General features: G+C 68.8%; 27 protein-coding genes. 20 read left to right on the forward strand and 7 right to left on the reverse strand.

The window, feature by feature from the left end; translation table 11 throughout:
* Positions 1-10: 10 nt before the first annotated feature.
* Entirely contained in the window at positions 11-2311 is a 2301-nt protein-coding gene (locus FL625_RS11555) for a Tex family protein (protein WP_149588830.1), read from the forward strand.
* Here FL625_RS11555 and FL625_RS11560 read toward each other — a convergent pair.
* On the reverse strand, positions 2308-3114 hold the full coding sequence (locus FL625_RS11560) for an arylamine N-acetyltransferase family protein (protein WP_160147772.1): 807 nt from the start codon (positions 3112-3114) through the stop codon (positions 2308-2310). The genes FL625_RS11555 and FL625_RS11560 overlap by 4 nt on opposite strands.
* Positions 3115-3216: 102 nt before the next feature.
* On the opposite strand from FL625_RS11560, the gene FL625_RS11565 reads away from it, so the two are divergent.
* The gene (locus FL625_RS11565) at positions 3217-4044 is read left to right on the forward strand and encodes a LysR family transcriptional regulator (protein ID WP_149588832.1); all 828 of its coding nucleotides are present in this window, start codon (positions 3217-3219) and stop codon (positions 4042-4044) included.
* An 18-nt stretch (positions 4045-4062) separates the two neighbouring features.
* Here FL625_RS11565 and tldD read toward each other — a convergent pair whose 3' ends face one another.
* Both tldD and FL625_RS11575 read right to left on the reverse strand, forming a co-directional pair.
* Positions 4063-5484, reverse strand: coding sequence for a metalloprotease TldD (tldD, locus tag FL625_RS11570; RefSeq protein WP_149588833.1), 1422 nt, complete (start codon positions 5482-5484; stop codon positions 4063-4065).
* A gap of 51 nt (positions 5485-5535) precedes the next feature.
* The gene (locus FL625_RS11575; RefSeq protein WP_160147773.1) at positions 5536-6351 is read right to left on the reverse strand and encodes an alpha/beta hydrolase; all 816 of its coding nucleotides are present in this window, start codon (positions 6349-6351) and stop codon (positions 5536-5538) included.
* Positions 6352-6520: 169 nt separating this feature from the next.
* On the opposite strand from FL625_RS11575, the gene coxB reads away from it, so the two are divergent.
* The 12 genes from coxB (at position 6521) to FL625_RS11635 (ending at position 17134) form a co-directional block, all read left to right on the forward strand.
* A complete protein-coding gene (gene coxB / locus FL625_RS11580) occupies positions 6521-7432 on the forward strand; it encodes a cytochrome c oxidase subunit II (RefSeq protein ID WP_149588835.1) in 912 nt (303 codons plus the stop codon).
* Positions 7433-7504: 72 nt separating this feature from the next.
* Complete coding sequence (gene cyoE / locus FL625_RS11585) at positions 7505-8449, forward strand: heme o synthase (RefSeq protein WP_149588836.1); 945 nt, start codon at positions 7505-7507, stop codon at positions 8447-8449.
* Between the two features lies 1 nt (position 8450).
* The gene (locus FL625_RS11590; protein ID WP_149588837.1) at positions 8451-8645 is read left to right on the forward strand and encodes a cytochrome c oxidase system small membrane protein; all 195 of its coding nucleotides are present in this window, start codon (positions 8451-8453) and stop codon (positions 8643-8645) included.
* Entirely contained in the window at positions 8642-9235 is a 594-nt protein-coding gene (locus FL625_RS11595; protein WP_149588838.1) for a cytochrome c oxidase assembly protein, read from the forward strand. The genes FL625_RS11590 and FL625_RS11595 overlap by 4 nt, the downstream gene beginning before the upstream one ends.
* A 24-nt stretch (positions 9236-9259) precedes the next feature.
* Entirely contained in the window at positions 9260-10063 is an 804-nt protein-coding gene (locus tag FL625_RS11600) for a cytochrome c oxidase subunit 3 (protein ID WP_149588839.1), read from the forward strand.
* 67 nt (positions 10064-10130) lie between these two features.
* Positions 10131-10799: an SURF1 family protein gene (locus tag FL625_RS11605; protein ID WP_149588840.1), complete on the forward strand. Its 669-nt coding sequence runs from the start codon at positions 10131-10133 to the stop codon at positions 10797-10799.
* 11 nt (positions 10800-10810) lie between these two features.
* On the forward strand, positions 10811-12199 hold the full coding sequence (gene thrC, locus FL625_RS11610; RefSeq protein ID WP_149588841.1) for a threonine synthase: 1389 nt from the start codon (positions 10811-10813) through the stop codon (positions 12197-12199).
* A 136-nt stretch (positions 12200-12335) separates the two neighbouring features.
* On the forward strand, positions 12336-13595 hold the full coding sequence (locus tag FL625_RS11615) for a M16 family metallopeptidase (RefSeq protein WP_149588842.1): 1260 nt from the start codon (positions 12336-12338) through the stop codon (positions 13593-13595).
* Positions 13595-14179: a GNAT family N-acetyltransferase gene (locus tag FL625_RS11620; protein ID WP_149588843.1), complete on the forward strand. Its 585-nt coding sequence runs from the start codon at positions 13595-13597 to the stop codon at positions 14177-14179. Before FL625_RS11615 ends, FL625_RS11620 begins: the two co-directional genes overlap by 1 nt.
* 107 nt (positions 14180-14286) lie before the next feature.
* Positions 14287-14814 carry a DUF1697 domain-containing protein gene (locus FL625_RS11625; RefSeq protein ID WP_149588844.1) on the forward strand — a complete coding sequence of 176 codons (528 nt, stop codon included), beginning with the start codon at positions 14287-14289 and terminating at the stop codon, positions 14812-14814.
* Between the two features lie 63 nt (positions 14815-14877).
* Positions 14878-15678, forward strand: a complete 801-nt coding sequence (locus FL625_RS11630) for an MBL fold metallo-hydrolase (protein ID WP_149588845.1) — start codon at positions 14878-14880, stop codon at positions 15676-15678.
* A 46-nt stretch (positions 15679-15724) separates the two neighbouring features.
* Positions 15725-17134, forward strand: coding sequence for an FAD-binding oxidoreductase (locus FL625_RS11635; RefSeq protein WP_149588846.1), 1410 nt, complete (start codon positions 15725-15727; stop codon positions 17132-17134).
* A 261-nt stretch (positions 17135-17395) separates the two neighbouring features.
* On the opposite strand, the gene FL625_RS11640 is transcribed toward FL625_RS11635, so the two are convergent.
* The gene (locus tag FL625_RS11640) at positions 17396-17929 is read right to left on the reverse strand and encodes an adenine phosphoribosyltransferase (RefSeq protein WP_149588847.1); all 534 of its coding nucleotides are present in this window, start codon (positions 17927-17929) and stop codon (positions 17396-17398) included.
* Positions 17930-17939: 10 nt separating this feature from the next.
* Entirely contained in the window at positions 17940-18806 is an 867-nt protein-coding gene (locus FL625_RS11645; protein ID WP_149588848.1) for an S-methyl-5'-thioadenosine phosphorylase, read from the reverse strand.
* 217 nt (positions 18807-19023) lie between these two features.
* Between FL625_RS11645 and FL625_RS11650 the strand changes: the two genes are divergently transcribed.
* Entirely contained in the window at positions 19024-19428 is a 405-nt protein-coding gene (locus tag FL625_RS11650; RefSeq protein WP_149588849.1) for a hypothetical protein, read from the forward strand.
* Positions 19429-19451: 23 nt separating this feature from the next.
* Here FL625_RS11650 and FL625_RS11655 read toward each other — a convergent pair whose 3' ends face one another.
* Both FL625_RS11655 and FL625_RS11660 read right to left on the reverse strand, forming a co-directional pair.
* The gene (locus FL625_RS11655; RefSeq protein WP_149588850.1) at positions 19452-20600 is read right to left on the reverse strand and encodes a benzoate/H(+) symporter BenE family transporter; all 1149 of its coding nucleotides are present in this window, start codon (positions 20598-20600) and stop codon (positions 19452-19454) included.
* Between the two features lie 573 nt (positions 20601-21173).
* Positions 21174-21389: a DUF1127 domain-containing protein gene (locus FL625_RS11660; protein ID WP_149588851.1), complete on the reverse strand. Its 216-nt coding sequence runs from the start codon at positions 21387-21389 to the stop codon at positions 21174-21176.
* 252 nt (positions 21390-21641) lie between these two features.
* Between FL625_RS11660 and FL625_RS11665 the strand changes: the two genes are divergently transcribed.
* The 5 genes from FL625_RS11665 (at position 21642) to FL625_RS11685 (ending at position 25735) form a co-directional block, all read left to right on the forward strand.
* Positions 21642-22715, forward strand: a complete 1074-nt coding sequence (locus tag FL625_RS11665; RefSeq protein WP_149588852.1) for an Mrp/NBP35 family ATP-binding protein — start codon at positions 21642-21644, stop codon at positions 22713-22715.
* A 150-nt stretch (positions 22716-22865) separates the two neighbouring features.
* Positions 22866-23342 (forward strand): VOC family protein, encoded by a 477-nt coding sequence (locus FL625_RS11670; RefSeq protein WP_149588853.1) that lies wholly within the window; start codon positions 22866-22868, stop codon positions 23340-23342.
* 153 nt (positions 23343-23495) lie between these two features.
* The gene (locus FL625_RS11675) at positions 23496-23954 is read left to right on the forward strand and encodes a VOC family protein (RefSeq protein ID WP_149588854.1); all 459 of its coding nucleotides are present in this window, start codon (positions 23496-23498) and stop codon (positions 23952-23954) included.
* Positions 23955-23970: 16 nt separating this feature from the next.
* Complete coding sequence (locus tag FL625_RS11680) at positions 23971-24588, forward strand: TetR/AcrR family transcriptional regulator (protein ID WP_149588855.1); 618 nt, start codon at positions 23971-23973, stop codon at positions 24586-24588.
* Positions 24589-25222: 634 nt separating this feature from the next.
* On the forward strand, positions 25223-25735 hold the full coding sequence (locus FL625_RS11685) for a division/cell wall cluster transcriptional repressor MraZ (protein ID WP_149588856.1): 513 nt from the start codon (positions 25223-25225) through the stop codon (positions 25733-25735).
* Positions 25736-25738: the final 3 nt, after the last annotated feature.

Raw genomic sequence — 25738 nt, forward strand, 5'->3', positions numbered from 1 at the left:
GAGGATTCGCATGAGCCTGACCCGCATCCCCAGCCTGATCGCCGCCGAGATCGGGGCCACGCCCCAGCAGGTGACCGCGGCAATCGAGCTTCTGGATGGCGGCGCCACGGTCCCCTTCGTCGCGCGCTACCGCAAGGAGGTGACGGGGGGCCTCGACGACAGCCAGCTGCGCCGGCTGGAGGAACGTCTGGGCTATCTGCGCGAACTGGAGGCGCGGCGGGCGGCGATTGCCGAGTCCATCGCCGGACAGGGCAAGATGACCGACGACCTGGCCCGCGCCATCGCCGGGGCGGCGACCAAGGCCGAGCTCGAGGACATCTACCTTCCTTTCAAGCCCAAGCGCCGCACCAAGGCGATGATCGCCCGCGAGGCGGGGTTGCAGGGACTGCTGGATGCGATCCTCGCCGACCGGACTGCCGATCCGGTGGCGCTGGCGGCGGGGTTCCTGTCCGAGGGCTTCCCCGATGCGAAGGCAGCGCTGGAGGGCGCGCGCGACATCCTGGCGGAAGGGCTGGCCGAGGATGCTACTCTGCTGGGCCGGCTCCGCGATCACATGCGCAAGGTGGGCAAGCTGTCGGCAAAGGTCGTCGTTGGGAAAGAGGCCGCGGGCGCCAAGTTCGCCGACTACTTCGCCCATTCCGAGGACTTCTCGCGCGTGCCCAGCCATCGGGCGCTGGCCATGTTACGGGGCCGCAACGAAGAGGTTCTGACGCTGGACCTTGATGTGGATGCCGACAGCCCGCGCGGCGAAAGCCCGGCGGAACGGGCCTGCGGGGCGGCGGTGGGGGCCGGTGGCAACGGGCCGGGTGACCGCTGGCTGCGCGAGGCGGCGGCCTGGGCCTGGCGGGTGAAGATCCGCACCTCGCTGACGCTGGACCTGATGGCCGAGTTGCGCGAGGCGGCCGAGGCCGAGGCGATCCGCGTCTTTGCGCGCAACCTGAAGGACTTGCTGCTGGCGGCCCCGGCCGGGGGCAAGGCGACGATGGGTCTCGATCCCGGCATCCGCACCGGGGTCAAGGTCGCGGTCGTGGACGCGACCGGCAAGTTGGTGGCGACCGACACGATCTACCCCTTCCAGCCGAAGCTCGACGTGAAGGGCGCGCAGATGACGCTTGCCCGGCTGATTGGCGCGCATGGCGTTAAACTCATCGCCATCGGCAACGGCACCGCCAGCCGCGAGACGGAAAAGCTGGTGGCGGACCTGCTGGCGCTGCTTCCCGCGGGTGCGGAGAAGCCGGTCAAGGTGGTGGTCTCGGAGGCCGGGGCCTCGGTCTATTCGGCCAGCGAACTGGCGGCGAAGGAGTTCCCCGACCTGGACGTGTCCCTGCGCGGCGCGGTCTCGATTGCGCGTCGGTTGCAGGACCCGCTGGCCGAACTGGTCAAGATCGAACCCAAGGCGATCGGCGTCGGCCAGTATCAGCACGACGTGGACCAGCACCGGCTGGCGAAGGCGCTGGATGCGGTGGTCGAGGATGCGGTGAACGCGGTGGGGGTGGACCTGAACACCGCCTCGGCCCCCCTTCTGGCCCGGGTCTCGGGCGTGGGGCCGGGGCTGGCCGAGGCCATCGTGGCGCACCGTGACCAGAACGGGCCTTTCGCCACCCGCAAGGACCTGTTGAAGGTCGCCCGGCTGGGGCCCAAGGCCTTCGAGCAGGCGGCGGGCTTCCTGCGGATCCGCGACGGGGCCGAGCCGCTGGATGCCTCGTCCGTCCATCCCGAAGCCTATGACGTGGCGCGCAAGATCGTCGCCGCCTGCGGGCGCGACATCCGCAGCCTGATGGGCGACGGCGCGGCGCTCAAGCGGCTGAACCCGGCGGCCTTCGTGGACGACCGCTTCGGTCTGCCGACGGTGAAGGACATCCTGTCCGAACTGGAAAAACCCGGCCGCGACCCCCGGCCCAGTTTCAGGACGGCGACCTTCACCGAAGGGGTGAACGAGATCACCGACCTGAAGCCCGGCATGGTGCTGGAAGGCACCGTCACCAACGTCGCAGCCTTCGGCGCCTTCGTGGACATCGGCGTCCACCAGGACGGGCTGGTGCATGTCAGCCAGCTTTCCGACAGCTTCGTCAAGGATCCGCATGCGGTGGTGAAGGCGGGTGATGTGGTGCGCGTCCGCGTGGTCGAGGTCGATGTGCCGCGCAAGCGGATCGGGCTGTCGATGAAATCGGACGGCGGCGCCTCGGCCCGCGACCAGTCGCGCGAGCGTGGCCCGGCCCCGGCCAAGCCCGCGCGGGGGCCGATGCAGGCCGGGCCGCAAGGCGGGGGCAATGCCTTTGCCGAGGCGCTGAAGGGCAAGTTCGGCCGCTAGGCCTCGGCGGGCTCGGGCAGCGTGACCAGCCGGTCCCAGAGCGCGCGCAGCTGGTCGGGCGCATCGGGCAGGGCGAAGGTCCGGGTCAGGACCTGGCGGAAATCCTCGTAGCCCTCGATCCGGCGCGTGCCATCGCCCTGGGTCAGGCGCAGGTTCATCAGCCCGGCCCGCGCGCCATCGGCGATGCGGAACAGCATCAGGTTGGCCGGGAAGGGCGAGCGGTCCGACAGGGCGCAGATCCGGTTGGCGGCCTCGATCTCTCCCCTGGCCGGGGGCTGGCGGTCGAAGCCGTATAGGGCGAACCAACCGGAATCGGTCTCGCGTTCCAGCACCCATTCGCCCGAGCCGGGTTCGGGGCGCAGGCGGAAGGCGCCAAGCGCGGTTTCCACCCGTTCGGACCGGTGCAGCCGCAGGGGCTGGTCGGGACCGGGGCCGCCGAAGCCGGTGTCGGCCAGGTAATCCTCCCCGTCCAGCCGCACGAGCCAGGCCAGATGCGCCCGCGGCCCGCCGACCGGGGCACCCATGCGCACCCGGCCGAGGATCGGCTGCGCCGTGTAGCCAAGCGCCGCCAGCGCCGCGCCGAACAGCGCGTTGAGTTCCAGGCAGTAGCCGCCGCGACGGTCGAGCACCAGCTTCCTCCACAGCGCATCCGGCGCAAGGTCGGGCAGGCGGCCAAGGAAGGGGTCGGTGTTCTCGAAGGGAATGGCGGCCATCTGCGCGCGTTGCAGGGCGGCCAGGGCGGCAAGGCCCGGGGCCCCGGCGCGGTGGCCGATGCGTGAGAGATAGGCGTCAAGGTCGAACATGTCGGGCTCCGTGGATTGGACGGCGTCGGGATGCCGGATTGACCGGCACGGGTCCATCCGCGATAGTGCAGGGGTCCATCCGTTTTCGCATGGCTGGCCGCGATGTCCGACCCCGACTGGAACCAGGCGCGCTGGGTGCTGGCTGTGCACGAGGCCGGCAGCCTGTCGGCGGCGGCGCGGGTGTTGGGGGTCAGCCAGTCCACCATGTCGCGCCGGATCGCGGCGGTGCAGGCCGGGGGGCGGCCGGTGTTCGGCCCCGACGGCGGCCTGACCCCGCGCGGCGCGGCGCTGGTGGCCGCCGCCCGCCAGATGGCCCGCGCCTTCGCCCGGACCGAGGCGCTGCCCGCGCCGCTGCGCATCGCCAGCTGCGAGGTGACCGCGCGGCTGTTCCTGGCCGATGCCCTGCCGGAATGGTCCGCGGCGCGGGGCCAGCCGGCAGACCATTCGGTGCATGACGATCTCTTCACCCTGCCGCGGTCGAGCTATGACGTGCTGGTCTCGCCCTTCGAGACCCCGCCCCAAGGCACGGCGGGAGAGCGGATCGGCCAGCTCGACTGTGCGCTTTTCGCCGCGCCGGACTATCTGCGCCGGCACCCGGTCGCCGGAAGCCTGGCCGGGCATCGGGTGATCGTCGCCTCGGGCTCGCTGGCGAGGGTGCCGGCCTATGCCTGGCTTGCCGCGCAGGGCGGGACGGTGGCGCTGATGTCCTCAAGCCCGCTGGCGATGCTGGAGGCCTGCGCGCGCGGGCAGGGGGTGGCGCTGTTGCCGGAAAGGCTGGCGGACGGGCGGGTGCGGCGGCTGGATCTGCCGGTGCCCGAGGTGACGCCGGTCTGGCTGCTGGCCGACCGGGACGAGGCGAGCCATCCGCGCATCGCCCCGTTCCTGCGCTGGGCAAGGGCCCATTTCCGCAAGGCGCGGCAGTTGGCCTGAGCGGATCGTCCCTGCCGGTCAGGCCGCCGCGCCGCCGACCGTGAGGCCCTGGATCAGCAGCGTCGGCTGGCCCACGCCCACCGGCACCCATTGCCCGGCCTTGCCGCAGTTGCCGATGCCCGGATCGAGTTGCAGGTCGTTGCCGATGGCGCGGATGCCCTTCAGCGCGGTCGCCCCGTCCCCGATCAGGGTGGCGCCCTTCACCGCCTCGCCCACCACGCCGTTGCGCACCCGGTAGGCCTCGGTGCAGCTGAACACGAACTTGCCGGAGGTGATGTCCACCTGCCCGCCGCCGAAGCCCACGGCATAGATGCCGTCCTTCAGGCTGGCGACGATGCCTGCCGGATCGTCCTGGCCGGCCAGCATGTAGGTGTTGGTCATCCGCGGCATCGGGATATGCGCAAAACTTTCGCGCCGGCCGTTGCCGGTGGGGGCCACCCCCATCAGCCGGGCATTCTGACGGTCCTGCATGTAGCCCACCAGAACCCCGTCCTCGATCAGCACGTTGCGCCCCGAGGGCGTGCCCTCGTCGTCGATGGTGATCGAGCCGCGACGGTCGGGGATCGTTCCGTCATCGAGGACAGTCACCCCCTTCGAGGCGATCTGTTTCCCCATCAGCCCGGAAAACGCCGAGGTTTCCTTGCGGTTGAAGTCGCCTTCCAGACCATGCCCGATGGCCTCGTGCAGAAGGATCCCGGGCCAGCCGGGGCCGAGCACCACATCCATAACCCCCGCCGGGGCCTCGACCGCGCCGAGGTTGACACGCGCGATGCGCAGGGCTTCCTCGATCATCGGCTTCCAGGTCTCGGGTGCCATCAGCTGCGCCAGGCCGTGCCGCCCGCCCTTGCCCATGCCGCCGGTCTCGCGCCGGCCGTTCTCTTCAAGGATGACGCTGACGTTCAGCCGCGCCATCGGGCGGATGTCGGCCAGACGGGTTCCCTCGGGGCGCAGGATCTCGACCTCCTGCAGGCTGGCGGACAGCGTGGCCGAGACCTGCACCACGCGGGGGTCGAGGGCACGCGCCCAGGCGTCGATCTCGCGCAGGGTGTCGATCTTGACCGGGAAGGTCGCCTCGGCCATCGGATCCTCGGCACGGTAGAGTCGGGTGTTGGTGCCGCGCGGCGGAGCGGCCAGGGTGCCGCCGCCCGTCCCCACGGCGAGGCGCGCGGTTTCCGAGGCGCGGCGCAGCGCGGTCTCGCTGATCTCGGTCGAATGGGCGTAGCCCGCGACCTCGCCGCGCACGGCGCGCAGGCCGAAGCCCTGCGAGGCGTCATAGGTCGCCTGGCGGATGCGACCGTCATCCAGAACGATGGTTTCCGCCCGGCGGCGTTCCAGGAACAGTTCGCCATCGTCCGCGCCCGCGGTCGCCGCGCGGAGGGTGGCGAGGGCGGCTCCCTCGTCGAGATGGGTGTCGAAGGGACGGAAAGGGGCTTCGGTCATCGGGGGCCTCGTGCGCTGAGGCCCCAGAGATGGGCCGACGCGCGGGCAGGGTCAAGGACCGATGGTCCGGGCGATGAAGTCGGCCTCGATCTCCCAGGTGGCGGGGGAGAACAGCGCGTCGTGCCCGACGGGACCGAGCGAGCGGAAGGTCCTGGGTTCCGCCGCAAGGTCGTAGAGGCGGCGGCCGTGCCCGATGGGGATGACGCTGTCCGCTTCGCCGTGCAGGATGAGAAGCGGCGCGCCGATCGCCGCGATGTGGTCGCGGGCGCGGAACTGGTCCTTCATCAGCAGGCCCACGGGCAGCCAGGGATATGCGGCGCGGGCGATATCCACGGCAGCGGAATAGGGCGCCTCCAGGATCACCGCCCCGACCGGCTTCCGCGCGGCCAGCATCACCGCCGGACCGGTGCCGAGGGATTCTCCGACGATGACGATACGGTCGGGCGCCACCCCGAGCCCGCGCAGGTGGTCGTAGGCCGTCTGCGCATCGGTCAAGAGCCCCGCCTCGGACGGCCGCCCGCCCGACCCGCCATAGCCGCGCCAGGACAGGAAGGCCGCGCCGAGGCCCCGGTCGCGGTAGAACTCCATCCGGTCGGCGCGGTCGGCGATCTCGCCCGCGTTGCCATGCAGGAAGAGGATCACCGGTGCCGGCCGATCGGGCAGGGAAAGCCACAGGACGAGGCGCACGCCATCCGGGGCGGTCAGCGTGACGCGCTCTACCCCGGCCAGGCCAAGCGCCGCGGGCGCGGGGTCGCGGTGGGTCGGAAAATACTGGAGATCGCGCTGGAAGGCGTAGATCCCCGTCAGGGCCGCGCCGTAGAGGACGCCGAAGGTCATCAGCGTCAGTTTGAAGATGCCCAGCATCATGCGATCCAGTCCTGTCAAGTGACCGTGGGCGAAGTTATGTCGCAACGGTTTTGCTTGTCGCGGGCAAGCTAATATGGTTTGAGGACCAAAGGGAACCAACGGGATTCTGGCCTTGACGCCGGGATCCGTCAAAGCGGCGGCAAGCCGCGACGTGAACGGGATAAGCGACATGCGTCTTTCGACTGTGACGAACGGGATTGCCGCCGCAGCCATCGCCATGCTGGCGGCTGGATCGGCCCTTGCCCAGCAGGCGCTGGAGATCATCGGCCAGCCCGAACCGGGCGGGATGGGCTTCCAGCCTTCGGTGACGGAGGTCAAGCAAGACCTCGTCTGGCTGGACACGATGATCCTCTACATCATCACCGCCATCGTGATCTTCGTGACCGCGCTTCTGCTCTACACGATCGTCCGCTTCAACCGCCGCGCCAATCCGACGCCCGCCCGCTTCACCCACAACACGCCGCTGGAAGTGGCATGGACGCTGATCCCGATCGTGATCCTGGTGTTCATCGGCGCCTTCTCGCTGCCGATCCTGTTCAAGCAGCAGGAGATCCCGGTGGGCGAAGTGACGATCAAGGCGACCGGCAACCAGTGGTACTGGTCCTATGAATACGTGGACGAGGGCATCGCCTTCGACAGCTACATGATCGGCTCGCCCGCGACCGGCGGCACCAACATGCTGACTCCCGAGGTCGAGGCGCAGCTCCAGGCGGCCGGCTACACGAAGGAGCAGTTCCTGCTGGCGACCGACACCGCCGTCGTGGTTCCGGTGAACAAGGTCGTCGTGGTCCAGGTCACCGCCTCGGACGTGATCCATTCCTGGAAGGTTCCGGCCTTCGGCGTGATGCAGGACGCGGTGCCGGGGCGCACCGCCGGCCTGTGGTTCAAGGCCGAGAAGGAAGGCATCTACTTCGGCCAGTGCTCGGAAATCTGCGGGCAGATGCACGCCTACATGCCGATCACGGTGAAGGTGGTCTCCGAGGCCGCCTATGCCGAATGGCTGGCCAAGGCCAAGGCGGGCGACGTGCAGCTGTCCTCGGTGGCAGCACCGGCACCGGTGCAGGTCGCCTCCAACGACTGAGGCGCAAGCGTTGCCAGCGACCGACGGGGTCTGGCCGATGGTCGAGTCCCCGTCTGCAAGGACAGGACCGGAATGAGCGATACCGCAGCATATCAGGGCGCAAACGCCACCCCATACGAGCCGGGGTTCGGCGATTATGTGCTGCTTCTGAAGCCGCGCGTGATGTCGCTGGTGGTGTTCACCGCGCTGGTGGGTCTGCTGGTTGCGCCGGTCTCGCTGCACCCGGTCGAGGCTTTTGCCGCGATCCTGTTCATCGCGCTCGGGGCGGGGGCCTCGGGGGCGCTGAACATGTGGTGGGACGCCGACATCGACGCGGTGATGAAGCGCACAGCGCGCCGGCCGGTGCCCGCGGGCCGCGTCCAGGCCGGCGAGGCGCTGGCGGTGGGCCTGGCACTCTCGGGGATCAGCGTGGTGATGCTGGGGCTGGCCACCAACCTGATGGCGGCGGCGCTCCTGGCCTTCACGATCTTCTTCTATGCCGTGGTCTATTCGATGTGGCTCAAGCGCTCGACGCCACAGAACATCGTGATCGGGGGCGCCGCCGGGGCCTTCCCGCCGATGATCGGCTGGGTCTGCGCCACGGGCAGCATCTCGGTCGAGGCCTGCCTGATGTTCGGCCTGATCTTCATGTGGACGCCGCCGCATTTCTGGGCGCTGGCGCTGTTCATGAAGGAGGACTATCACAGGGCCGGCGTGCCGATGCTGACCGTGACCCACGGCCGCAAGGCGACGCGGGTGCATGTGCTGGTCTACACGCTTCTTCTGGTTCCTGTCGCGATCGGGGCCGCGCTGACCTCGATCGGGGGTCCGCTGACGCTGGCGGTGGCGGTGGTGCTGAATGCCTGGTTCGTGGTCGGGGCCTTCCGCATCTGGCGGCGTGACGAGACCATGGCCGAGGCGGACAACTATGCCGTGGAGAAGGCCTTCTTCCGGTTTTCGCTCCTGTATCTCTTCCTGCATTTCGCGACCTTCCTCGCGGAAGCGGCGCTGAAATCCGCGGGCGTCGGGGGCTGGTGAGATGACATTCCGTCCCGAACACGAACTGCACAGGCGCCGCTTCAGCCGCAACCTCGGCCTCGGCCTGACGCTGGCGGCCTTCGTGGCGCTGGTCTTCGCGCTGACCGTCGTGAAGGTAAAGCGTGGCGAACCCATGCAGGGCTACGATCATACCTATTCGCCGGCGCTGCTGCCGAAAGAGGAGGGCAAGCCATGATCTTCCCGCGTCTTCAGGGCAAGAACCGGACGGCGGCGCAGCTGGTGCTGGTCGCGCTGACCATGCTGGGCCTGTCCTTCGCGGCGGTTCCCTTCTACGACTGGTTCTGCCGGGTGACGGGCTATGGCGGCACGCCCGCGGTGGCCGCGGCCGCGCCCGACGTGATCCTGGACCGGACCGTGAAGGTCCGCTTCGACGCCTCGGTCGAGCAGGGGATGCCCTGGGTGTTCAAGCCGGTCGTCCGCAGCATGGACATCCGCATCGGCGAAACCGGGCTGGCCTTCTACGAGGCGCACAATCCGACCGACCGCCCGATCGCCGGCACGGCGAGCTTCAACGTCTTCCCCGACACCACGGGCGGCTATTTCACCAAGATCGCCTGCTTCTGCTTCACCGAGCAGGTGCTGCAACCGGGCGAGACCGTGCAGATGCCGGTAACCTTCTTCGTCGATCCCGCGATGATGGATGACCCGGATGCCCGGTTTGTGCGCGAGATCACGCTGAGCTATACCTTCCACGAAACACCGCTGCCCGAGGATCAGGCGGCGCTGCAACAACCCGCTGCGGCCGACGCAACCGCAGTGAACTGAGAAAAGACAAGAGGGAACCCGGCCATGGCCCATGCCAAGAACCACGACTACCACGTCCTGCCACCGTCGATCTGGCCGCTGTTCGGCGCGGTCGCCGGGTTCGTGATGCTGTTCGGCGCGGTCCTCTGGATGCACGGCTCGGGGCCCTGGATGGGACTGATCGGGTTCGCCGGCGTGCTTTACGTCATGTACGCCTGGTGGTCGGACGTGGTGCATGAAAGCCAGGCCGGCGATCACACTCCGGTGGTCCGCATCGGGCTGCGCTACGGGTTCATCCTGTTCATCATGTCCGAAGTGATGTTCTTCGCGGCCTGGTTCTGGACCTTCTTCAAGCACCGCCTCTATCCGATGGGGCCGGACAGCCCGGCGGTGGACGGTGTCTGGCCGCCCGCCGGGATCGAGACCTTCGACCCCTGGCACCTGCCCTTCATCAATACGCTGATCCTTCTCCTGTCGGGCTGCGCCGCGACCTGGGCGCACCATGCACTCGTGCACGAGAACAACCGCAAGGACCTGGTCAACGGCCTGATCATCGCCATCGCTCTGGGTGTGATCTTCACCATCATGCAGGCCTACGAATACAGCCACGCCGCCTTCGGCTTCGCCGGCAACATCTACGGCGCCTCGTTCTTCATGGCGACCGGCTTCCATGGCTTCCACGTCATCATCGGGACGATCTTCCTGACCGTCTGTCTGATCCGCGCGCTGAAGGGGCATTTCACCCCCGAAAAGCACGTCGGCTTCGAGGCCGCCGCCTGGTACTGGCACTTCGTCGACGTGGTCTGGCTGTTCCTGTTTGCCGCCGTCTACGTCTGGGGCCAGGGCTGATCCTTTCCCTCTGACCGATCCTAAAGCGCGGGCCTTCGGGCCTGCGCTTTCCTTTCCGGGGTATGCGATGCGCCGTTACGTCTTTCCGGTCCTGATGGGTGTCGTCGGGGTGGCGATCCTGATGAGCCTCGGCTTCTGGCAGTTGCGCCGAATGGAGGAGAAGCGGGTCTATCTCGACGAGATCGAGGCGCGCATCTCGAACGCCCCGATCCCCCTGCCGGCGGTGCCCGACGAGGCCCGCGACAAGTTCCAGGCGGTCACGGCCGAGGGGCGCTTCACCGGGGAATATCTCGAGGTGCTGGCGGGCCAGAAGGGCGCCAGTCCGGGCGTGATGGTGATCGAGGCCTTCGCGCTGCCCGACGGGCGCCGGATCATGGTCCAGCGCGGTTTCGTCGCGGAGGAGGCGCGGAAGGTTCCGCGGTCTCCGCACGAGGCGCGGGTCGAGGGCAACCTGCACTGGCCGGACGACACCAATGCCTTCACGCCGCCGCCGGACCAGAAGACTGGCCTCTGGTTCGCCCGCGACGTGCCGGCGATGGCGGCGAAGCTGAAGACGGAACCGGCACTTATTGTCGCAAGCCAGCCGACCGGTGACGGGATCGTGCCGATGCCGGTCGATACGTCGGGTATACCCAACGACCACTGGGGCTATGCGATCCAGTGGTTCCTGCTGGCGGCGACCTGGGCGGGGATGACAGGGTTCCTCCTCTGGCGTATCAGGACGCGGAAGGTTTGAAGGCGATGGCGATGAACTACGTTTCCACCCGCGGCGCGGCCCCGGTCCTTGGCTTCGGCGAGGCGATGATGACGGGCCTTGCCCGCGACGGCGGGCTTTATGTGCCCGAGACCGTGCCGGTGATGCAGAAGGCCGAGATCGCCGCGCTGGCCGGGGCGCCGTACGAGGAGGTCGCGTTCAAGGTGATGCGGCCCTACCTGGGCGGGTTCTTCACCGACGACGAGTTCCGCGGCCTGATCGCCAAGGCCTACCAGGGCTTCCACCACGCCGCCCGTGCGCCGATGGTGCAGCTCGGGTCGAACCATTTCCTGCTGGAGCTGTTCCACGGGCCGACGCTGGCGTTCAAGGACTTCGCCATGCAGCTCATCGGCCAGATGATGCAGGCGGCGCTGGCGCGGACCGGGGCGCGGATCACCATCGTCGGCGCGACCTCGGGCGACACCGGGTCGGCGGCGATGGAGGCGTTCCGGGGGTTGGCGAATGTGGATGTGTTCATCCTGTTCCCGCATGGCCGGGTCAGCGAGGTGCAGCGGCGGCAGATGACCACGCCGTCCGAGGCGAACGTGCATGCGCTGGCCATCGACGGCGATTTCGACGACGCGCAGGCCCGCGTGAAGGACATGTTCAACGATTTCGCCTTCCGCGACGGAGTGCGGCTGGCGGGGGTGAACAGCATCAACTGGGCCCGCGTGCTGGCGCAGGTGGTCTATTACTTCTACGCCGCAACCGCCCTGGGTGCGCCTCATCGCGCGGTCAGCTTCACCGTGCCGACCGGCAATTTCGGCGACATCTTCGCGGGCTACATCGCCAAGCGCATGGGGCTGCCGATCGACAGGCTGGTGATCGCGACGAACCAGAACGACATTCTGGACCGGGCGCTGCGGACGGGGGACTACCGGACCAACGGCGTGAAGCCATCGATCAGCCCGTCGATGGACATTCAGGTGTCGAGTAACTTCGAGCGGGTCCTGTTCGACGCCTATGGCCGCGACGGGGCGGCGGTGGCGGCGCTGATGGACGAGATGAAGACGGGCGGCTTCACGATCAGCCAGGGGGCCATCGACTTCCTGCGCGCGACCTTCGCCTCGGGCCGCTGCGACGAGGACGAGACGCTGGCGGTGATCGCGCGGCACTATCGGACGACGGGGGAACTCCTCTGCCCGCATTCCGCCGTGGGGGTGAAGGTGGCCGAAGAGCATATCGGCGCGGCGCCCATGGTGACGCTCGCCACCGCGCATCCGGCGAAGTTCCCCGATGCGGTGGAACGCGCGACCGGGGTGCGTCCCGGGCTGCCGCCGCATATGGCCGACCTTTTCGACCGGCCGGAACGGATGACGCGGGTTCCGAACGACCTGGGCACCATCCAGGCGCTGGTGCGCGAAAGGATCGCTCGTCGATGACTTCGTCACTCCTCGCTGCGGCGGACCTCTCCGACGAGGAGACGAAGTCGAACGAGGAGGGCTCCGGAGCGCCCCTTTTCCATCGCGCGCCGGGGCTGTATCACCGCAGCAGCCGACCGAACCCCGGGATCCGACCTTGACCCAGCGCCTGCACACTCTGCCGAACGGCTTCCGCATCGTCACCGAGGCGATGCCGGGGCTGCAATCCGCGTCCGTCGGCCTCTGGGTCGAGGCTGGCGGACGGCACGAGACGCCCGAGCAGAACGGCATCGCGCATTTCCTCGAACACATGGCCTTCAAGGGCACGCGCCGGCGCAGCGCGCTGCGCATCGCCGAGGAAATCGAGGACGTGGGCGGCTACATCAACGCCTACACCAGCCGCGAGATGACCGCCTATTATGCCCGCGTCCTGTCGGGCGACGTGCTGATGGCGCTGGACGTGATCGCGGACATCGTGCTGAACCCCCTGTTCCGCAAGGCCGACATCGAGACCGAGCGCCACGTCATCCTGCAGGAGATCGGCCAGGCGCTGGACACGCCCGACGACATCATCTTCGACTGGCTGCATGAAGTCAGCTACCCCGACCAGCCCTTCGGCCGCACGATCCTCGGGCCGGAAGAAAGGGTCTCGGCCTTCCGCAAGGCGGATTTCGAGGGCTTCACCGGGGCGCATTACGGGCCGGACCATATGATCCTGTCGGCGGCGGGCGGCGTGGACCACGACGCGATCGTCGCGGCGGCAGAGCGTATCTTCGGCGCCCTGAAGCCGGTCGGCGCGCCGAAGGTCGAGCCCGCCCGCTTTGTCGGTGACGAGCGGCGCGAGGTGAAGGACCTTGAGCAGGTGCATTTCGCCCTGTCCTTCGAGGCGCCGGGCTACCGCGACGACCGGGTTTACACCGCCCAGGTCTATGCGACCGCGATGGGCGGCGGCATGTCGAGCCGCCTGTTCCAGAAGATCCGCGAGGACCGGGGCCTCTGCTATTCGATCTACGCGCAATCCGCTGCCTATGAGGATACCGGGCAGATCACCGTCTATGCCGGCACTTCCGAGTCGGAGATCGGCGAATTGACCCGGCTGACGGTGGACGAACTGAAGCGCGCCGCCGAGGACATGACCGAGGCCGAGGTCGCGCGGGCGCGGGCGCAGCTGAAGGCGGGGATGCTGATGGGGCTCGAAAGCCCGTCCTCGCGGGCGGAACGCAATGCGCGGCTGTTGTCGATCTGGGGCCGGGTGCCGGATGTGGCCGAGGCGGTGGCAAAGATCGAAGCGGTGGATACGGCGGCGGTCCGGGACTATGCGGCCGGTCTGACCACGGCGCGCTCGGCTCTGGCGATCTACGGGCCGGTCTCCGGGGCGCCCGGCATCGAAGAGGTCCGCAAGGGGCTTGCCGCCTGATGCTGGGGCTGAAGCGCCGCGTCCGGGTCGAGACCGAGCGGATGACGCTGCGGCTGCCCGAGCATGGCGACTGGCGGCAATGGTCGGAGTTGCGCGCCGCCTCGGCCGATTTCCTGGTCCGCTGGGAGCCGGTCTGGTCGAACGACCACCTCTCGCGGCGGGCCTTCACCAACCGGGTCTACTGGGCGCAGCGGGCCGAGGCGCAGGGCACCGCGCTGCCGATGCTGCTGATCCGGCGCGAGGATAAGCAGCTTCTGGGCGCGCTGACGCTGGACAACATCCGTCGCGGCCCGGCGCAGACCGGCACCCTGGGTTACTGGATCGGCGCGCCCTTCGCCCGGCAGGGTTACATGCGCGAGGCGATCCTGGCGCTGACGCATCATGCCTTTACCCGCCTCGACCTGTCGCGGCTGGAGGCCGCCTGCCTGCCCGAGAACGCAGCCTCGCGCGGGGTGCTGGAGAAATGCGGCTTCAAGTACGAAGGCGTGGCGCAGAGCTATCTGCAGATCAACGGACGCTGGCGCAACCATGTGCTCTACGCCAACCTGCGCGGCGACCGGCGCGGAAGGACCGACGTCGGCTGAGGGGCGGACGCCTGTTGGCTCGCGCGCCCTGCGGCGCAAGCTATCGCCTCGCCTCTCTGCGCCGGTGGCGCGCGTTCCGTCGGGGATAGTTGCAGACAGGTGAAAGCATGAGGCTTTGGGTGGCGCTCTTGCGCGGCGTGAACGTCTCGGGAGCCGGACGGCTGCCGATGGCGGAGTTCCGCGACATGCTGGCGGAGATGGGGCTAGGGGCGGTTCGGACACATATCCAGTCCGGCAACGCGGTCTTTTGCAGCGACCGAACGGCGGCCGATCTGGAAGCCGCGATCCGCAATGCGGTGGCCGCCCGGTTCGGCTTTGCGCCCGAGGCCTTTGTCCTGACGCCCGCCGAACTGGAGGCCGCGCTGACCGACCATCCCTTTGCCGGTGCCGATCCGGCCCGGGTCCATGTCGTCTTCCTGCGCGAGACACCTGCACCCGACGCGGCGGCCCTGCGCGCGCTGGCCAGGCCCGGGGACGCCTGGCATGTCGGCCCGCGCCGGTTCACGCTGCATACCCCGGGGGGATACGGCACCTCGAAACTGGCGGAACGCCTGCCACGTCTCTTGCCGCAACCGATGACGGCGCGGAATCTGCGGACGCTGGCCGCATTGGCCGCGATGATCGCGCATCCGTGATCGGAGCTTCGCGTGACCTAGGGGCAATCCGGGTTACCGTTGTTCAAAACCAGGAGGTGCCCGATGCGACTGCTTGCCGCCCTGATCCTGCTTGCCGGCCCGACCTTCGGGCAAGAGCGCATCCCGTCGCATTGCATCGCGGTGGCGCAGGGCGAGGCTTCGGTGGTGCCGGTGGCGCTCCAGGACGGGCTGGAGCCGAATGCGGTCCTGATCCGCTATATCGACCATGCGAGCTTTGCCATCGTCACGGCGGACGGGACGGTCGCGGTGACGGACTACACGGGTTATCTCGGGACGGCCGACCTGGTGCCGGACGTGGTGACGATGAACAACGCCCACTCGACGCACTGGACCGCCGCCCCCGACCCGCGCATCCCGAACGTGCTGCGGGGCTGGGGCGAGGCCGGGGGGGCTGCCGACCACCGGCTGGACCTGGGCACGATGCTGGTGCGCAACGTGACCACCGACACGCGCGGCCCCTTCGGCGAGGGCGCGCGGCGGGACGGCAATTCGATCTTCATATTCGAGGCCGCAGGCCTGTGCATCGGACACCTCGGCCACCTCCACCAGATCCCCTCGGACGAGCAGTATGCCGCCATCGGCCGGCTGGACGTGGTGATGGTGCCGGTGGACGGGGGCTACACGATGCGGCTTGAGGACATGGCGGGGGTGGTCAAGCGGCTGCGCTCCAGCGTGGTGATCCCGATGCACTGGTTCAGCCGCACCTCGCTGGACAGCTTCCTGGCCGAGATGTCGGGCCAGTTTACCGTGGTCGAGACCGGAGGCGCGCAGATTGCGCTGTCGTTGCGTGACTTGCCCTCGGTGCCCACGGTGATGGTGCTGGAACCGGCCTATATCGACTAGCGGCCCGGTGCCCCCCGCGCTACCTAGGGGGCAAGGAGCCTTGCCGATGCTGAACCCCTGCGATCCCGACTTTGTCGCGCGCCTGTCCGCGCTGGTGCCGGACGGGACGCTGTCCGCCCCCGAGCCGCGGCACCTGGAGGAACCCAGGGGGCGCTGGACCGGGCAGGCCGGCGTGCTGGCGCGGCCGCGGAGCGTGGCCGAGGTGGCGGCGCTGGTGCGGGCCTGCGCGGCGGCCCGGGTGGGCGTGGTTCCGGTCAGCGGGGGGACGGGGCTTGTCGGCGGGCAGATCATGGCGACCGGCCCGGCGCCTCTCCTGCTGTCGCTGGAGCGGATGACCGCGCTGCGCGGGGTCTGGCCGGAAGAGAACGCCATGGTGGTCGAGGCCGGGATGGTGCTGGCCGAGGTGCAGGCCGAGGCGGCCAAGGTGAGGCGGCTGTTTCCGCTTTCGCTGGCCTCGGAAGGAAGCTGCCGCATCGGCGGGAACCTTGCGGCCAATGCCGGGGGAACCGGGGTGCTGCGCTATGGCAATGCGCGCGATCTCTGCCTGGGGCTGGAGGCTGTCCTGCCGGACGGCACGGTGTTCAACGGCCTGACGCGGCTGCGCAAGGACAATGCGGGCTATGACCTGCGGCACCTGCTGATCGGGTCGGAGGGCACGCTGGGGGTCATCACGGCGGCAAGTCTGAAGCTGTTTCCGCAGCCTGCGGCGCGGGTGGTGGCGCTGCTTGCGGTGCCCTCGCCGTCGGCGGCGCTGGACCTGCTGGCCCTGTGCGGAGAGCGGGCGGCCGGGATGGTCTCGGCCTTCGAGCTGATCCACCGGATGGGCTTCGACTTCCTGCGGGAGACCGGCTTTGACCTGCGCCCGCCCTTCGATCCTGTGCCGGAATGGCTGGTGCTTGTGGAACTGGAACTGCCGGCGGGGCTGGAGCCCGAGGTGACGATGGCCGGGCTCTACGAGTCCGGGGCCGAGGCGGGGCTGGTGACGGACGGGGTGATCGCGACCTCGCAGGCGCAGGCCGCCGGGCTCTGGGCGCTGCGCGAGACGATCCCGCTGGCGAACCGCAAGGTCGGGGCGGTGTCGAGCCATGACATCTCGCTGCCGCTGTCGGCGATCCCGGGGTTCATCGTCGAGGCGCCGCGTGCGATTGCGGGGCTGGGGGCGTTCCGGGTCAACTGCTTCGGGCACCTGGGCGACGGCAACCTGCACTGGAACGTGTTCCCGGAGCGGGGCCACACGCGGACCGAGCATGACGGGGTCCGCGACCAGGTGAAGCGGGTGGTGCATGACCTGGTGCATGCCCTTGGCGGGTCAGTGGCGGCCGAACACGGTGTCGGGCGGCTGAAGGTGGCGGACCTCGCGCGCTATGGCGATCCGGGGAAGCTTGCAGCGATGCGGGCGATCAAGGCGGCGCTGGACCCGGCCGGGATCATGAACCCCGGTGCCGTGCTGGGCTGATGGGGGGCTTGTCGGTGACTGCGTCCCTCCTCGCCGGATGGGCGATGCCGAGGTGGGCGTGAACAGGTTTCCAAGGCAAACATCCCCGCCGCAGGAAACCTGCGACGGGGTGCTTTGGGGGGTGTGTGGGTCACGCTGTGGGTAGCAGCGCGGTCAGGGTGGGTAGCCCTGACAAACCCGTTTGTAGGGTGATTCCCTTTCGGGACGGTTAACGGATGCTCATCCCCCCGCGCGAGGGACCGGATTTCTGCGGGCCGGGGCTCAGAGTCCTTCGAACTCGCACAGCGCATGGACGTCCATGCCCATCGCCTCCAGCTTTCGGCGGCCGCCGAGGTCGGGCAGGTCCACGACGAAGGCGCAGCCGACGACCTCGGCGCCGAGGCGCTCGATCAGGCGGATGCCGGCCTCCGCCGTGCCGCCGGTGGCCAGGAGGTCGTCCACCAGAAGCACCTTCTCGCCCGGCTGCATGGCATCGTCATGCACCTCGACCACCGCCTCGCCGTATTCCAGCTTGTAGGACTGGGCGATGGTCCGGCCCGGCAGCTTGCCCTTCTTGCGGATCGGGACGAAGCCGGTGGACAGCTGGTGCGCCACCGCACCGCCAAGGATGAAGCCCCGCGCCTCGAGCCCCGCGACCTTGTCGATCCGCTGGCCGGCATAGGGGGCGAGAAGCTGGTCCACGCACATCCGGAACCCGCGCGGATCGGCGAAGAGGGTCGTCACGTCGCGGAAGAGGATGCCTTCGTGCGGGAAATCGACGATGGTGCGGATGTAATCCTTGATGGTCTTCTTCATCGGGGATCCTTCAGAGAACGCGGCCCGCGACGGCGTCGAGCTTCGCCAGAAGCTCGGGGTCGCGCTTGTCGGGGGCGGTCATGATCGCGTGGGCGAGGGCGCGGTCGCAGCCATGAGGACAGGGCTGGCGGTCGGGTGTCATCAGGGCGGGCAGGCGCGCCACCAGGCCCCGGGCGGCGGCGGCGTTGGCCTGGACCACCGCGATCACCTGCGCCACGTCCACCGCGCCGTGGCTGTCGTGCCAGCAATCGTAGTCGGTGACCATCGCGAGGGAGGCATAGCAGAGCTCGGCCTCGCGGGCGAGGCGGGCCTCGGAGACGCCGGTCATCCCGATCACATCCGCGCCCCAGGTGCGATACATCCGGCTTTCGGCGCGGGTGGAGAACTGCGGGCCTTCCATCGAGAGGTAGGTCGCGCCCTCGTGCACGGTCAGGCCCTCGGCGCGGGCGGCCCGGGCGGCGAGCGCCCCCAAGCGGGGGCAGGTCGGGTCGGCGAGGCTGACGTGCGCGACGCAGCCCGGGCCGAAGAACGACGGCGCGCGCTGGGTGGTGCGGTCGATGTACTGGTCCACCAGCACGAAATGGCCGGGTTCAAACTCTTCGCGGAGGGAGCCCACGGCCGAGACGGCGAGGATGTCCGTGCAGCCGAGCCGCTTCAGGGCGTCGATGTTGGCGTGGTAGGGGACCGAGGTCGGGCTATGGACGTGGCCCCGGCCGTGGCGGGGCAGGAAGGCCACGGGAAGGCCGTTCAGACGACCCACCAGCACCTCGTCCGAGGGCTTGCCCCAGGGGGTCTTGACCTTCACCCAGGAGGCGCCTTCCAGGCCGTCGATCTGGTAGACCCCCGATCCGCCGATCACTCCGAGCATGGTCTGCATGGGGGACTCCCTGGGGTTGGTCGGCGGCGAGAATAGCGGGGTCGGGCGATCCTGTCCACGGTGGACAAAGCCGGCGATGGTTGGAATTTCAAGGGGTTGGCCGTGGCCATTAGGAAACTGTTAGGACCTGTCCCGGTGGCGCCCTCGGGTCCGGGAAACCGGACGTGAGGTCCGGCGAGAAGCCTGCTTCCAACCCGGAAGGTAACCGGAGACAATCATGCGTCTGATCCTTTCCACGACCCTTGCAGCCTTTCTGGTGGCGAGCGCCGCGACTGCGGGCTGCAAGGAGAATTTCACCGTCGAGGGTCTGCCGCTGTTGAGCCAGATCCAGTACAAGTCCCACGCGACCTACAAGGGTCTGGACCGGACTACGGCGGCGAAGCGCATCGCCGCACGCCTGCGGGACGAAGGCTTCAAGGGCGTCAAGCGCGAGGGCGGCGTCGTCTCGGCCTGGCAGGAGACGACCGGATCGGGGCGGCCGCAGACGCTGCGCTTCATCGTGACCGAATCCAGGGGCAAGACCACCATCGAGGGCATCTTCACGATCCAGCAGGGGCAGATTGCCGGGAACCGTGTCGTGCGCGACAACATGTGCAAGGTGATCGCCATCGCTGCCGGCTGAAGGGCCGGCGCGGCCGGCCCCGGTCAAGCGCGCCGCGGCTTGAGCCGGTCCAGCCCCCAGACCGCCAGTCCGACGACCAGCCCCCAAAAGGCGGCGCCGATGCCGAAGGCGGCCATGCCCGAGGCGGTCACCACCACGGTCAGCGCGGCGGGCAGCCGCTGATCGGCCTGCGCGAAGGCCCCGGTCAGGGCGCCGGTCAGGGGCGAGAGGAGCGCGAGGGCGACGAGGGCCGCGACGACCTCTGCCGGGAGCGCGGCCAGCAGATCGAGCACCGTGGGGCTGAGCAGGCCCAGGACGAGCCAGGCCCCGGCGTAGAACAGGCCCACTGTCCAGCGGCGGTCGCGGTCGGGATGCACATCGGGGCCGAGGCAGATCGCGGCGGTGATCGCCGCCATCGACACCGTATGCGCGCCGAAGAAGGCGGTGACGGTGGAGATCAGGCCGGTTGTCGTCAGCGCGGCCTGCACGGGCGGCTCATACCCCGCCGCGCGGAGGGTGGCGAAGCCGGGCAGGTTCTGCGAGGCCATGGTCACGAGATAGAGGGGCAGGCCGAGGCCGAGGACGACCGAGAGGCGGAAGGCCGGGAAGACGGGCTCCAGCATCGGGGCGGCGAAGTGGAGGGCGGTCAGGTCCGCCCCAGTCGCCAGCGCCAGCAGGATGCCGGTCGCGAAGGCGGCAAGCACGGCGAAGGCCGGGTTCCAGAGGCGGACGATCAGGAAGACGCCCACCATCGGCAGGACGAGGGCGGGAAGGCCTTGGGCGGCGGTGGCGCCCTTCAGGCAGAAGGGCAGGAGCACGCCGGCCAGCATGGCGGCGGCGATGCCGTCGGGGATCCGGGCGACCAGCGCGCCAAGCGGGCGGATCAGCCCGGTCGCAGCGATCAGGAGGCCCGCGACGACGAAGGCGCCGACCCCTTCCGCAAAGGAAATGCCCGAGGTCGCGGCTATCAGCGCCGCGCCGGGCGTGGACCAGGCCAGCACGACCGGCATCCGGGCCCGCCAGGACAGGAAGGCCGAGCCGATGGCCTTGCCGACACAGATCGCCAGGAGCCAGCTTGCCGTCTGGGTCGGGGTGGCCCCGAGCGCCAAGGCCGCAGAGAGCAGGATCGCCACCGAGGAGGCATAACCGACGAGGGCGGCGACGGTTGCCGCCGAGATCATGGAGAGGCGCATCCAGTTCCCCTGCTTGCCGGATCAGCCGGCCGGCGGACTATTCCGCGCCCTGTCGGGGGCTGCAAGGGAAGAAAGGCGGCGGCTCCCAGGGAGGAGGAGAGGGAGCCGCCGCAAGCTCGGAGATCCCGGGAGGAGGATGGGATGTCCGATCCGGTTCGGACCCTGCGGCCCGGAATTCAGCGCGGCGATGCCCAGGGAGGAGGAGGGGCACCGCCGCAGGATCCCGAAGCCCAAGGGAGGAGGAATGGGCCCGGAAATCCGGTCGGGCCCTGCGGCCCGGAATTCAGCGCGGCGATGCCCAGGGAGGAGGAGGGGCACCGCCGCAGGATCCCGAAGCCCAAGGGAGGAGGAGTGGGCCCGGAAATCCGGTCGGGCCTTGCGGCCCGGAAGTCAGCGCGGCGGCGCCAGGGAGGAGGAGGGCACCGCCGCAGGTACCAGGCAGCCCGGGAGGAGGATAGGCTACCCGATCGTCGTGGGCCTTTCGGCCGGATGGGGGCGGCGATGCCAGGGAGGAGGAGGGCATCGCCGCATATCGCTCTGGTCCCAGGGAGGAGGAGGGGACCTCACGAATTCTTACTTGCCGTAGGCGGCCTCGCGGGCGATCTCGGGGATCGAGATGCGGCTGATGCCGAGGTCCGACAGCTCGCGGTCCGTCAGGGCGTTCAACTCGGCCACGGTGCGCGCATAGGTGCGGCGCTGGGCGATCGCGGTCAGGACGATGTCGCGCAGGACAGCCAGGCGGTCGGCCAGGCCCTTGCGGGCGAGGGGGGTGCTGTTCACATAAGCCATGTCACTCAAGCCTCATCTTCAGGTTCGTCAGCAACGTTCTGTCGCGCTGTTGCCGGTAACATGGACCCCATGCTGCAGATGCACAATAGCGCCCTTCGGCAATGCTGCCATGCAGCAAGCGCATGGCTGAGGTCACGAAAATGTCATGATTTACCAAGGTCTTCGCCGAAAATTTGAGCATTTGGTCAACAGTGCTTGCCCTTCGGCTGAAAGGCTACGACCTTAGTGCAAATCTTCAGCGGAGTTGAAACGATGGCGGTGGATCGGGACCAGGTGCTGGGTGTCTTGCGCGGGGTCGCGCATCCCGGCGGCGGCGATCTGGTGGGGCGGGATCTGATTCGTGCGTTGACGGTCGAGGGCGGCATCGTGCGGTTCGTGATCGAGGCGGCAACGCCGGAGGAGGCCCGCAGCCTGGGTGCGGCGCAGGCCGAGGCGGAGGCAAAGGTCAAGGCCCTGCCCGGTGTGACCTCGGTGCAGGTGGTGATGACGGCGCACGGGCCGGCGGCGAAGGCGGCGCCGCCCAGCCTGAAGATCGGCCAGCACCCGACGCCGCAGCAGGGCGGGCCGCAGCGGATCTCGGGGATCGACCGGATCATCGCGGTGGCAAGCGGCAAGGGCGGTGTGGGCAAATCTACCGTAGCCTCGAACCTGGCGGTGGCGCTGGCGCGGCGGGGGCGGCGGGTCGGGCTGCTGGACGCCGACATCTACGGGCCCTCCCAGCCGAAGATGATGGGCGTGAACCGCCGGCCGTCGAGCCCCGACGGCAAGATCATCGAGCCCCTGGTCGCGCATGGGGTGACGATGATGTCGATCGGACTGATGCTGAAGGAGGACGAGGCGGTCGTCTGGCGCGGGCCGATGCTGATGGGGGCCTTGCAGCAGCTTCTGGGGCAGGTGGCCTGGGGCAAGCTGGATGTGCTGATCATCGACCTGCCGCCGGGAACGGGGGACGTGCAGCTGACGCTGTGCCAGCGGACGCAGCTGACCGGGGCGATTGTCGTCAGCACACCGCAGGACGTGGCGCTTCTGGATGCGCGCAAGGCGCTGGACATGTTCGCCAAGCTGAAGACCCCGGTCCTGGGGCTGGTGGAGAACATGTCCACCTTCGTCTGCCCGAACTGCGGGCATGAGAGCCACATCTTCGGACATGGCGGCGTGGCGGCCGAGGCGCGGAAGCTGGACCTGCCCTTCCTGGGCGAGTTGCCGCTGGCGCTTGACGTGCGGGTGGCCGGCGACAGCGGCACGCCCATCGCCGCGACCGACAGCCCGCTTGCCGCACCCTACCTGGCGCTGGCCGACCGGCTGATCGCGGGCGGGATGGGCTGAGGCTTTTCCATCCGAGGGCGCGACCGGACCCCGCGCCTTCCGCCGTGGTCTTGCCTTCGGGATGTGCCGGGTTGATAGCATACCGACTAGTTGGTATTGTCGTCGTGTGCAGCGAGTCGCCAGACGGCTGGGACCAGGGGGAAAGAGACAATGGCCCATTCCGTCCGCACCTGCCTGTGGTTCTGCGACGGTCGCGGCCCGGAGGCGGCGGCGTTCTACTGCTCGCTGATCCCCGGCAGCCGGGTCGAACGCAGCCTTGCCTTCGACAACGGGCAGGGGGGCATGTCCTCGATCACCGACTTCACGCTTGGCGGGGTTCCCTACCAGATCCTGGACGCCGGACCGCATTTCCAGCTGACCGAGGCGGTGTCGATTTCGGTCGAGACCGAGGATCAGGCGGAGAGCGACCGGCTGTGGGACGCGCTGACGGCGGACGGGGGGCAGGAAAGCATGTGCGGCTGGCTGAAGGACCGCTTCGGCCTGTCCTGGCAGGTGTTCCCGAAGCGGCTGACCGAACTGACGCTTCACAGTGATGCCAGGGTGGCAGGTGCGGCGATGGCCGAGATGTTCAAGCAGAAGCGGATCGACCTGGCGCCGATCGAGGCTGCCGTTGCGGCGGTGGCCTGACGCGATGCGGACGCCACGCGCCTGCGAGCGGATCCGGCAGGCTGCGGCGTCCGGGCTCTGCGGGCGCCGAGATCGGGATCCCGCGGCCGCGGTCATCTTTGCCGGCAGCGGGCGGGTGCCCTTCACGCCGGCAGTTTCCGAGAGGAGAGCCCCATGAACGACAGCCCCGCCGACCAGCGCTACCGTCCCGAGGACCGGGTCATGCAAGGGGTGATCCCCTATCTGGCCCTGCCGGGACAGGCAGGCGCAGCCGCCGATTTCTACATGAAGGCCTTCGGCGCGAAGGACATCGGCCGGATGCCCTTCGAGGGAAGGCCCGGCCAGTTCATGCACATCCAGGTCGAAATCAACGGTGGCGCGCTGATGCTGACCGACAACGACATGATGTCCGGCGCGATCGGCGGCGCCGATCCGATCCCGCGCGGGCATCTGCAACTGGTGGTGCCGGACGGGCAGGCCTGGTGGGACCGGGCGATCGCAGCGGGCTGCGCCGTGCTTGCGCCCTTCGAGCCGCAGTTCTGGGGCGATAGGTGGGGCCTTCTGGCCGACCCCTTCGGCTTGAAATGGGCGGTGTTGACACCCGATCCCGCGCTCTGGGACAAGGAGGCATGAGCCAGGACTCCACCGCATGACCGCACCCGCCCGCGTTCCGCGCGGCGAGGCGCGCGCGCGGCTGCTGGAGGCCGCGCGGAACCTCGTGCGCCACAAGGGCTTTGCCGCAACCTCGGTCGATGATCTCTGCGCCGCCGCCGGGGTGACCAAGGGTGCCTTCTTCCACCATTTCGCCTCGAAGGAGGCGCTGGGCGTCGCGCTGGTCGAGGACTGGACCGAAACCACGGGCGCCATGTTCGCGGCGCATCCCTACAACAGCCTCCCCGATCCCCTGGACCGCGTCTTCGCCTACCTCGCGCTGCGCCGCGAGATCCTGGAGCGGCCCCTGCCCGAGTTCACCTGCGTCGCGGGAACGACGGTGCAGGAGGCCTACGAGACCTCGCCCGCCATCCGTGCGGCGGCCGAACGCAGCATCCGGTCCGGCGTGGACCATGTCCGGGCGCATCTGGCCGAGGCGCTGGCGGCCCGTCCGGTGCCGGGGGTGACGGCGGAAAGCCTGGCGCGGCAGTTCCAGGTGGTGGTGCAGGGCGGGATCATCCTGGCCAAGGCCGCGAACGATGCGGCACCCGCGCGCGAGGCCTTCGACCACCTGGAACGCTATCTGCGGCTCATCTTCGACCGTCCCGCAGCCTGAGACGGCCCGCGCCGACCGGCTGTCGCCCCGGCGAGGGGCACTGAGTCTTTCGAATCACAGTTTTGGGAAATCATGGGAAACGGCCTGTCACGGCTGTTGCCAGGCGATTCTGCCTCGGGGAACCTGCGGGACAGACCCGGAAAAGCTGCGCCGGCGGGCCGGGTCTGGGAAATCCCGGGCGGTCACGGGACTGTTATCCCGCGTGACACGAACACAAGATGTAGAGGGCCTTCGCAGATGCGTCGCCTAGAAATAGGCAGAGCCGCTTCTTCGCCGACACAAGATGCTGCTTTCCCAGGGTTGCGGAAACAAAATATGTCCCAGTCTTCCCAATTTTTCCCTTGATTTCCCATCGTATCCCATGCACCTTGGGTTCACGACGATGAGATGGGCAGTGAAAGGCAGGGGCGGCTCAAGACCCCGAACCAAGGCGTAAGGCAGCTTCATACAGGCAGCCCCTTTCATCGTCGCACAGAGATCCGGCGCGCAAGCGAGCAGCATCTCCCCCAGGTGGCAAGCGTAGCTGGACGCCCAGCGATGGGACAGCGGCGGATCGGGTAGTGGCAGCAACCCGATCCGCCTTTTTCATTTCATCGCAAGGGCTTGAAGCTTTTGGTGAAGGTCGCGCAACGCGATGGCAGAGAGGTTCATAGGCGAGATCTACCAGAAGGTAGATGCCAAGGCCCGGGTGTCGATCCCGGCCGCCTTCCGGGCCATCCTGCAAGCCGACGACCCGCTCGCCTCGAATTCGCAGCGCCCGCGGCTTTACATGGTCTATGGCGGCAAGAAGCGGAATTTCGTCGAGTGCTACAGCAAGCTCGGTGCCGAGAAGCTGGCCGAGGACATCGAGTCCATGGAGGACGGCTCTCCCGAGCGGATCAAGGCCGAGCTGAACCTGATCACCCGGTCGGTCATGGTCGAGGTGGAGCCGGACGGCCGCATCGTCCTGCCCCCGCGCGTGCGCGAGAAGATCGGGCTGGCAGGCGAGGTGCCCGAGAAGTCCGAGGTTGTCTTTGCCGGGCGGTCGAACCGGTTCCGCATCTACCGCCGCGATGTCTATGACGCCGAGTTCGGCGCGATCGACGATGACGACGACGACGATATCGACCCGCTGACGCTGGTCGGGCGGCACAAGCGGAAGGACTAGGCC

The sequence above is a fragment of the Tabrizicola flagellatus genome, from assembly GCF_008271465.1.
GTDB classification, from domain to species: domain Bacteria; phylum Pseudomonadota; class Alphaproteobacteria; order Rhodobacterales; family Rhodobacteraceae; genus Tabrizicola; species Tabrizicola flagellata.

Bases quoted from the DNA above. Each gene is read 5' to 3' on its own strand.
- FL625_RS11555 (WP_149588830.1), top strand. From the start codon at position 11: ATGAGCCTGACCCGCATCCCCAGCCTGATCGCCGCCGAGATCGGGGCC.
- FL625_RS11560 (WP_160147772.1), bottom strand. From the start codon at position 3,114: ATGTTCGACCTTGACGCCTATCTCTCACGCATCGGCCACCGCGCCGGG.
- FL625_RS11565 (WP_149588832.1), top strand. From the start codon at position 3,217: ATGTCCGACCCCGACTGGAACCAGGCGCGCTGGGTGCTGGCTGTGCAC.
- tldD (WP_149588833.1), bottom strand. From the start codon at position 5,484: ATGACCGAAGCCCCTTTCCGTCCCTTCGACACCCATCTCGACGAGGGA.
- FL625_RS11575 (WP_160147773.1), bottom strand. From the start codon at position 6,351: ATGATGCTGGGCATCTTCAAACTGACGCTGATGACCTTCGGCGTCCTC.
- coxB (WP_149588835.1), top strand. From the start codon at position 6,521: ATGCGTCTTTCGACTGTGACGAACGGGATTGCCGCCGCAGCCATCGCC.
- cyoE (WP_149588836.1), top strand. From the start codon at position 7,505: ATGAGCGATACCGCAGCATATCAGGGCGCAAACGCCACCCCATACGAG.
- FL625_RS11590 (WP_149588837.1), top strand. From the start codon at position 8,451: ATGACATTCCGTCCCGAACACGAACTGCACAGGCGCCGCTTCAGCCGC.
- FL625_RS11595 (WP_149588838.1), top strand. From the start codon at position 8,642: ATGATCTTCCCGCGTCTTCAGGGCAAGAACCGGACGGCGGCGCAGCTG.
- FL625_RS11600 (WP_149588839.1), top strand. From the start codon at position 9,260: ATGGCCCATGCCAAGAACCACGACTACCACGTCCTGCCACCGTCGATC.
- FL625_RS11605 (WP_149588840.1), top strand. From the start codon at position 10,131: ATGCGCCGTTACGTCTTTCCGGTCCTGATGGGTGTCGTCGGGGTGGCG.
- thrC (WP_149588841.1), top strand. From the start codon at position 10,811: ATGAACTACGTTTCCACCCGCGGCGCGGCCCCGGTCCTTGGCTTCGGC.
- FL625_RS11620 (WP_149588843.1), top strand. From the start codon at position 13,595: ATGCTGGGGCTGAAGCGCCGCGTCCGGGTCGAGACCGAGCGGATGACG.
- FL625_RS11625 (WP_149588844.1), top strand. From the start codon at position 14,287: ATGAGGCTTTGGGTGGCGCTCTTGCGCGGCGTGAACGTCTCGGGAGCC.
- FL625_RS11630 (WP_149588845.1), top strand. From the start codon at position 14,878: ATGCGACTGCTTGCCGCCCTGATCCTGCTTGCCGGCCCGACCTTCGGG.
- FL625_RS11635 (WP_149588846.1), top strand. From the start codon at position 15,725: ATGCTGAACCCCTGCGATCCCGACTTTGTCGCGCGCCTGTCCGCGCTG.
- FL625_RS11640 (WP_149588847.1), bottom strand. From the start codon at position 17,929: ATGAAGAAGACCATCAAGGATTACATCCGCACCATCGTCGATTTCCCG.
- FL625_RS11645 (WP_149588848.1), bottom strand. From the start codon at position 18,806: ATGCAGACCATGCTCGGAGTGATCGGCGGATCGGGGGTCTACCAGATC.
- FL625_RS11650 (WP_149588849.1), top strand. From the start codon at position 19,024: ATGCGTCTGATCCTTTCCACGACCCTTGCAGCCTTTCTGGTGGCGAGC.
- FL625_RS11655 (WP_149588850.1), bottom strand. From the start codon at position 20,600: ATGCGCCTCTCCATGATCTCGGCGGCAACCGTCGCCGCCCTCGTCGGT.
- FL625_RS11660 (WP_149588851.1), bottom strand. From the start codon at position 21,389: ATGGCTTATGTGAACAGCACCCCCCTCGCCCGCAAGGGCCTGGCCGAC.
- FL625_RS11665 (WP_149588852.1), top strand. From the start codon at position 21,642: ATGGCGGTGGATCGGGACCAGGTGCTGGGTGTCTTGCGCGGGGTCGCG.
- FL625_RS11670 (WP_149588853.1), top strand. From the start codon at position 22,866: ATGGCCCATTCCGTCCGCACCTGCCTGTGGTTCTGCGACGGTCGCGGC.
- FL625_RS11675 (WP_149588854.1), top strand. From the start codon at position 23,496: ATGAACGACAGCCCCGCCGACCAGCGCTACCGTCCCGAGGACCGGGTC.
- FL625_RS11680 (WP_149588855.1), top strand. From the start codon at position 23,971: ATGACCGCACCCGCCCGCGTTCCGCGCGGCGAGGCGCGCGCGCGGCTG.
- FL625_RS11685 (WP_149588856.1), top strand. From the start codon at position 25,223: ATGGCAGAGAGGTTCATAGGCGAGATCTACCAGAAGGTAGATGCCAAG.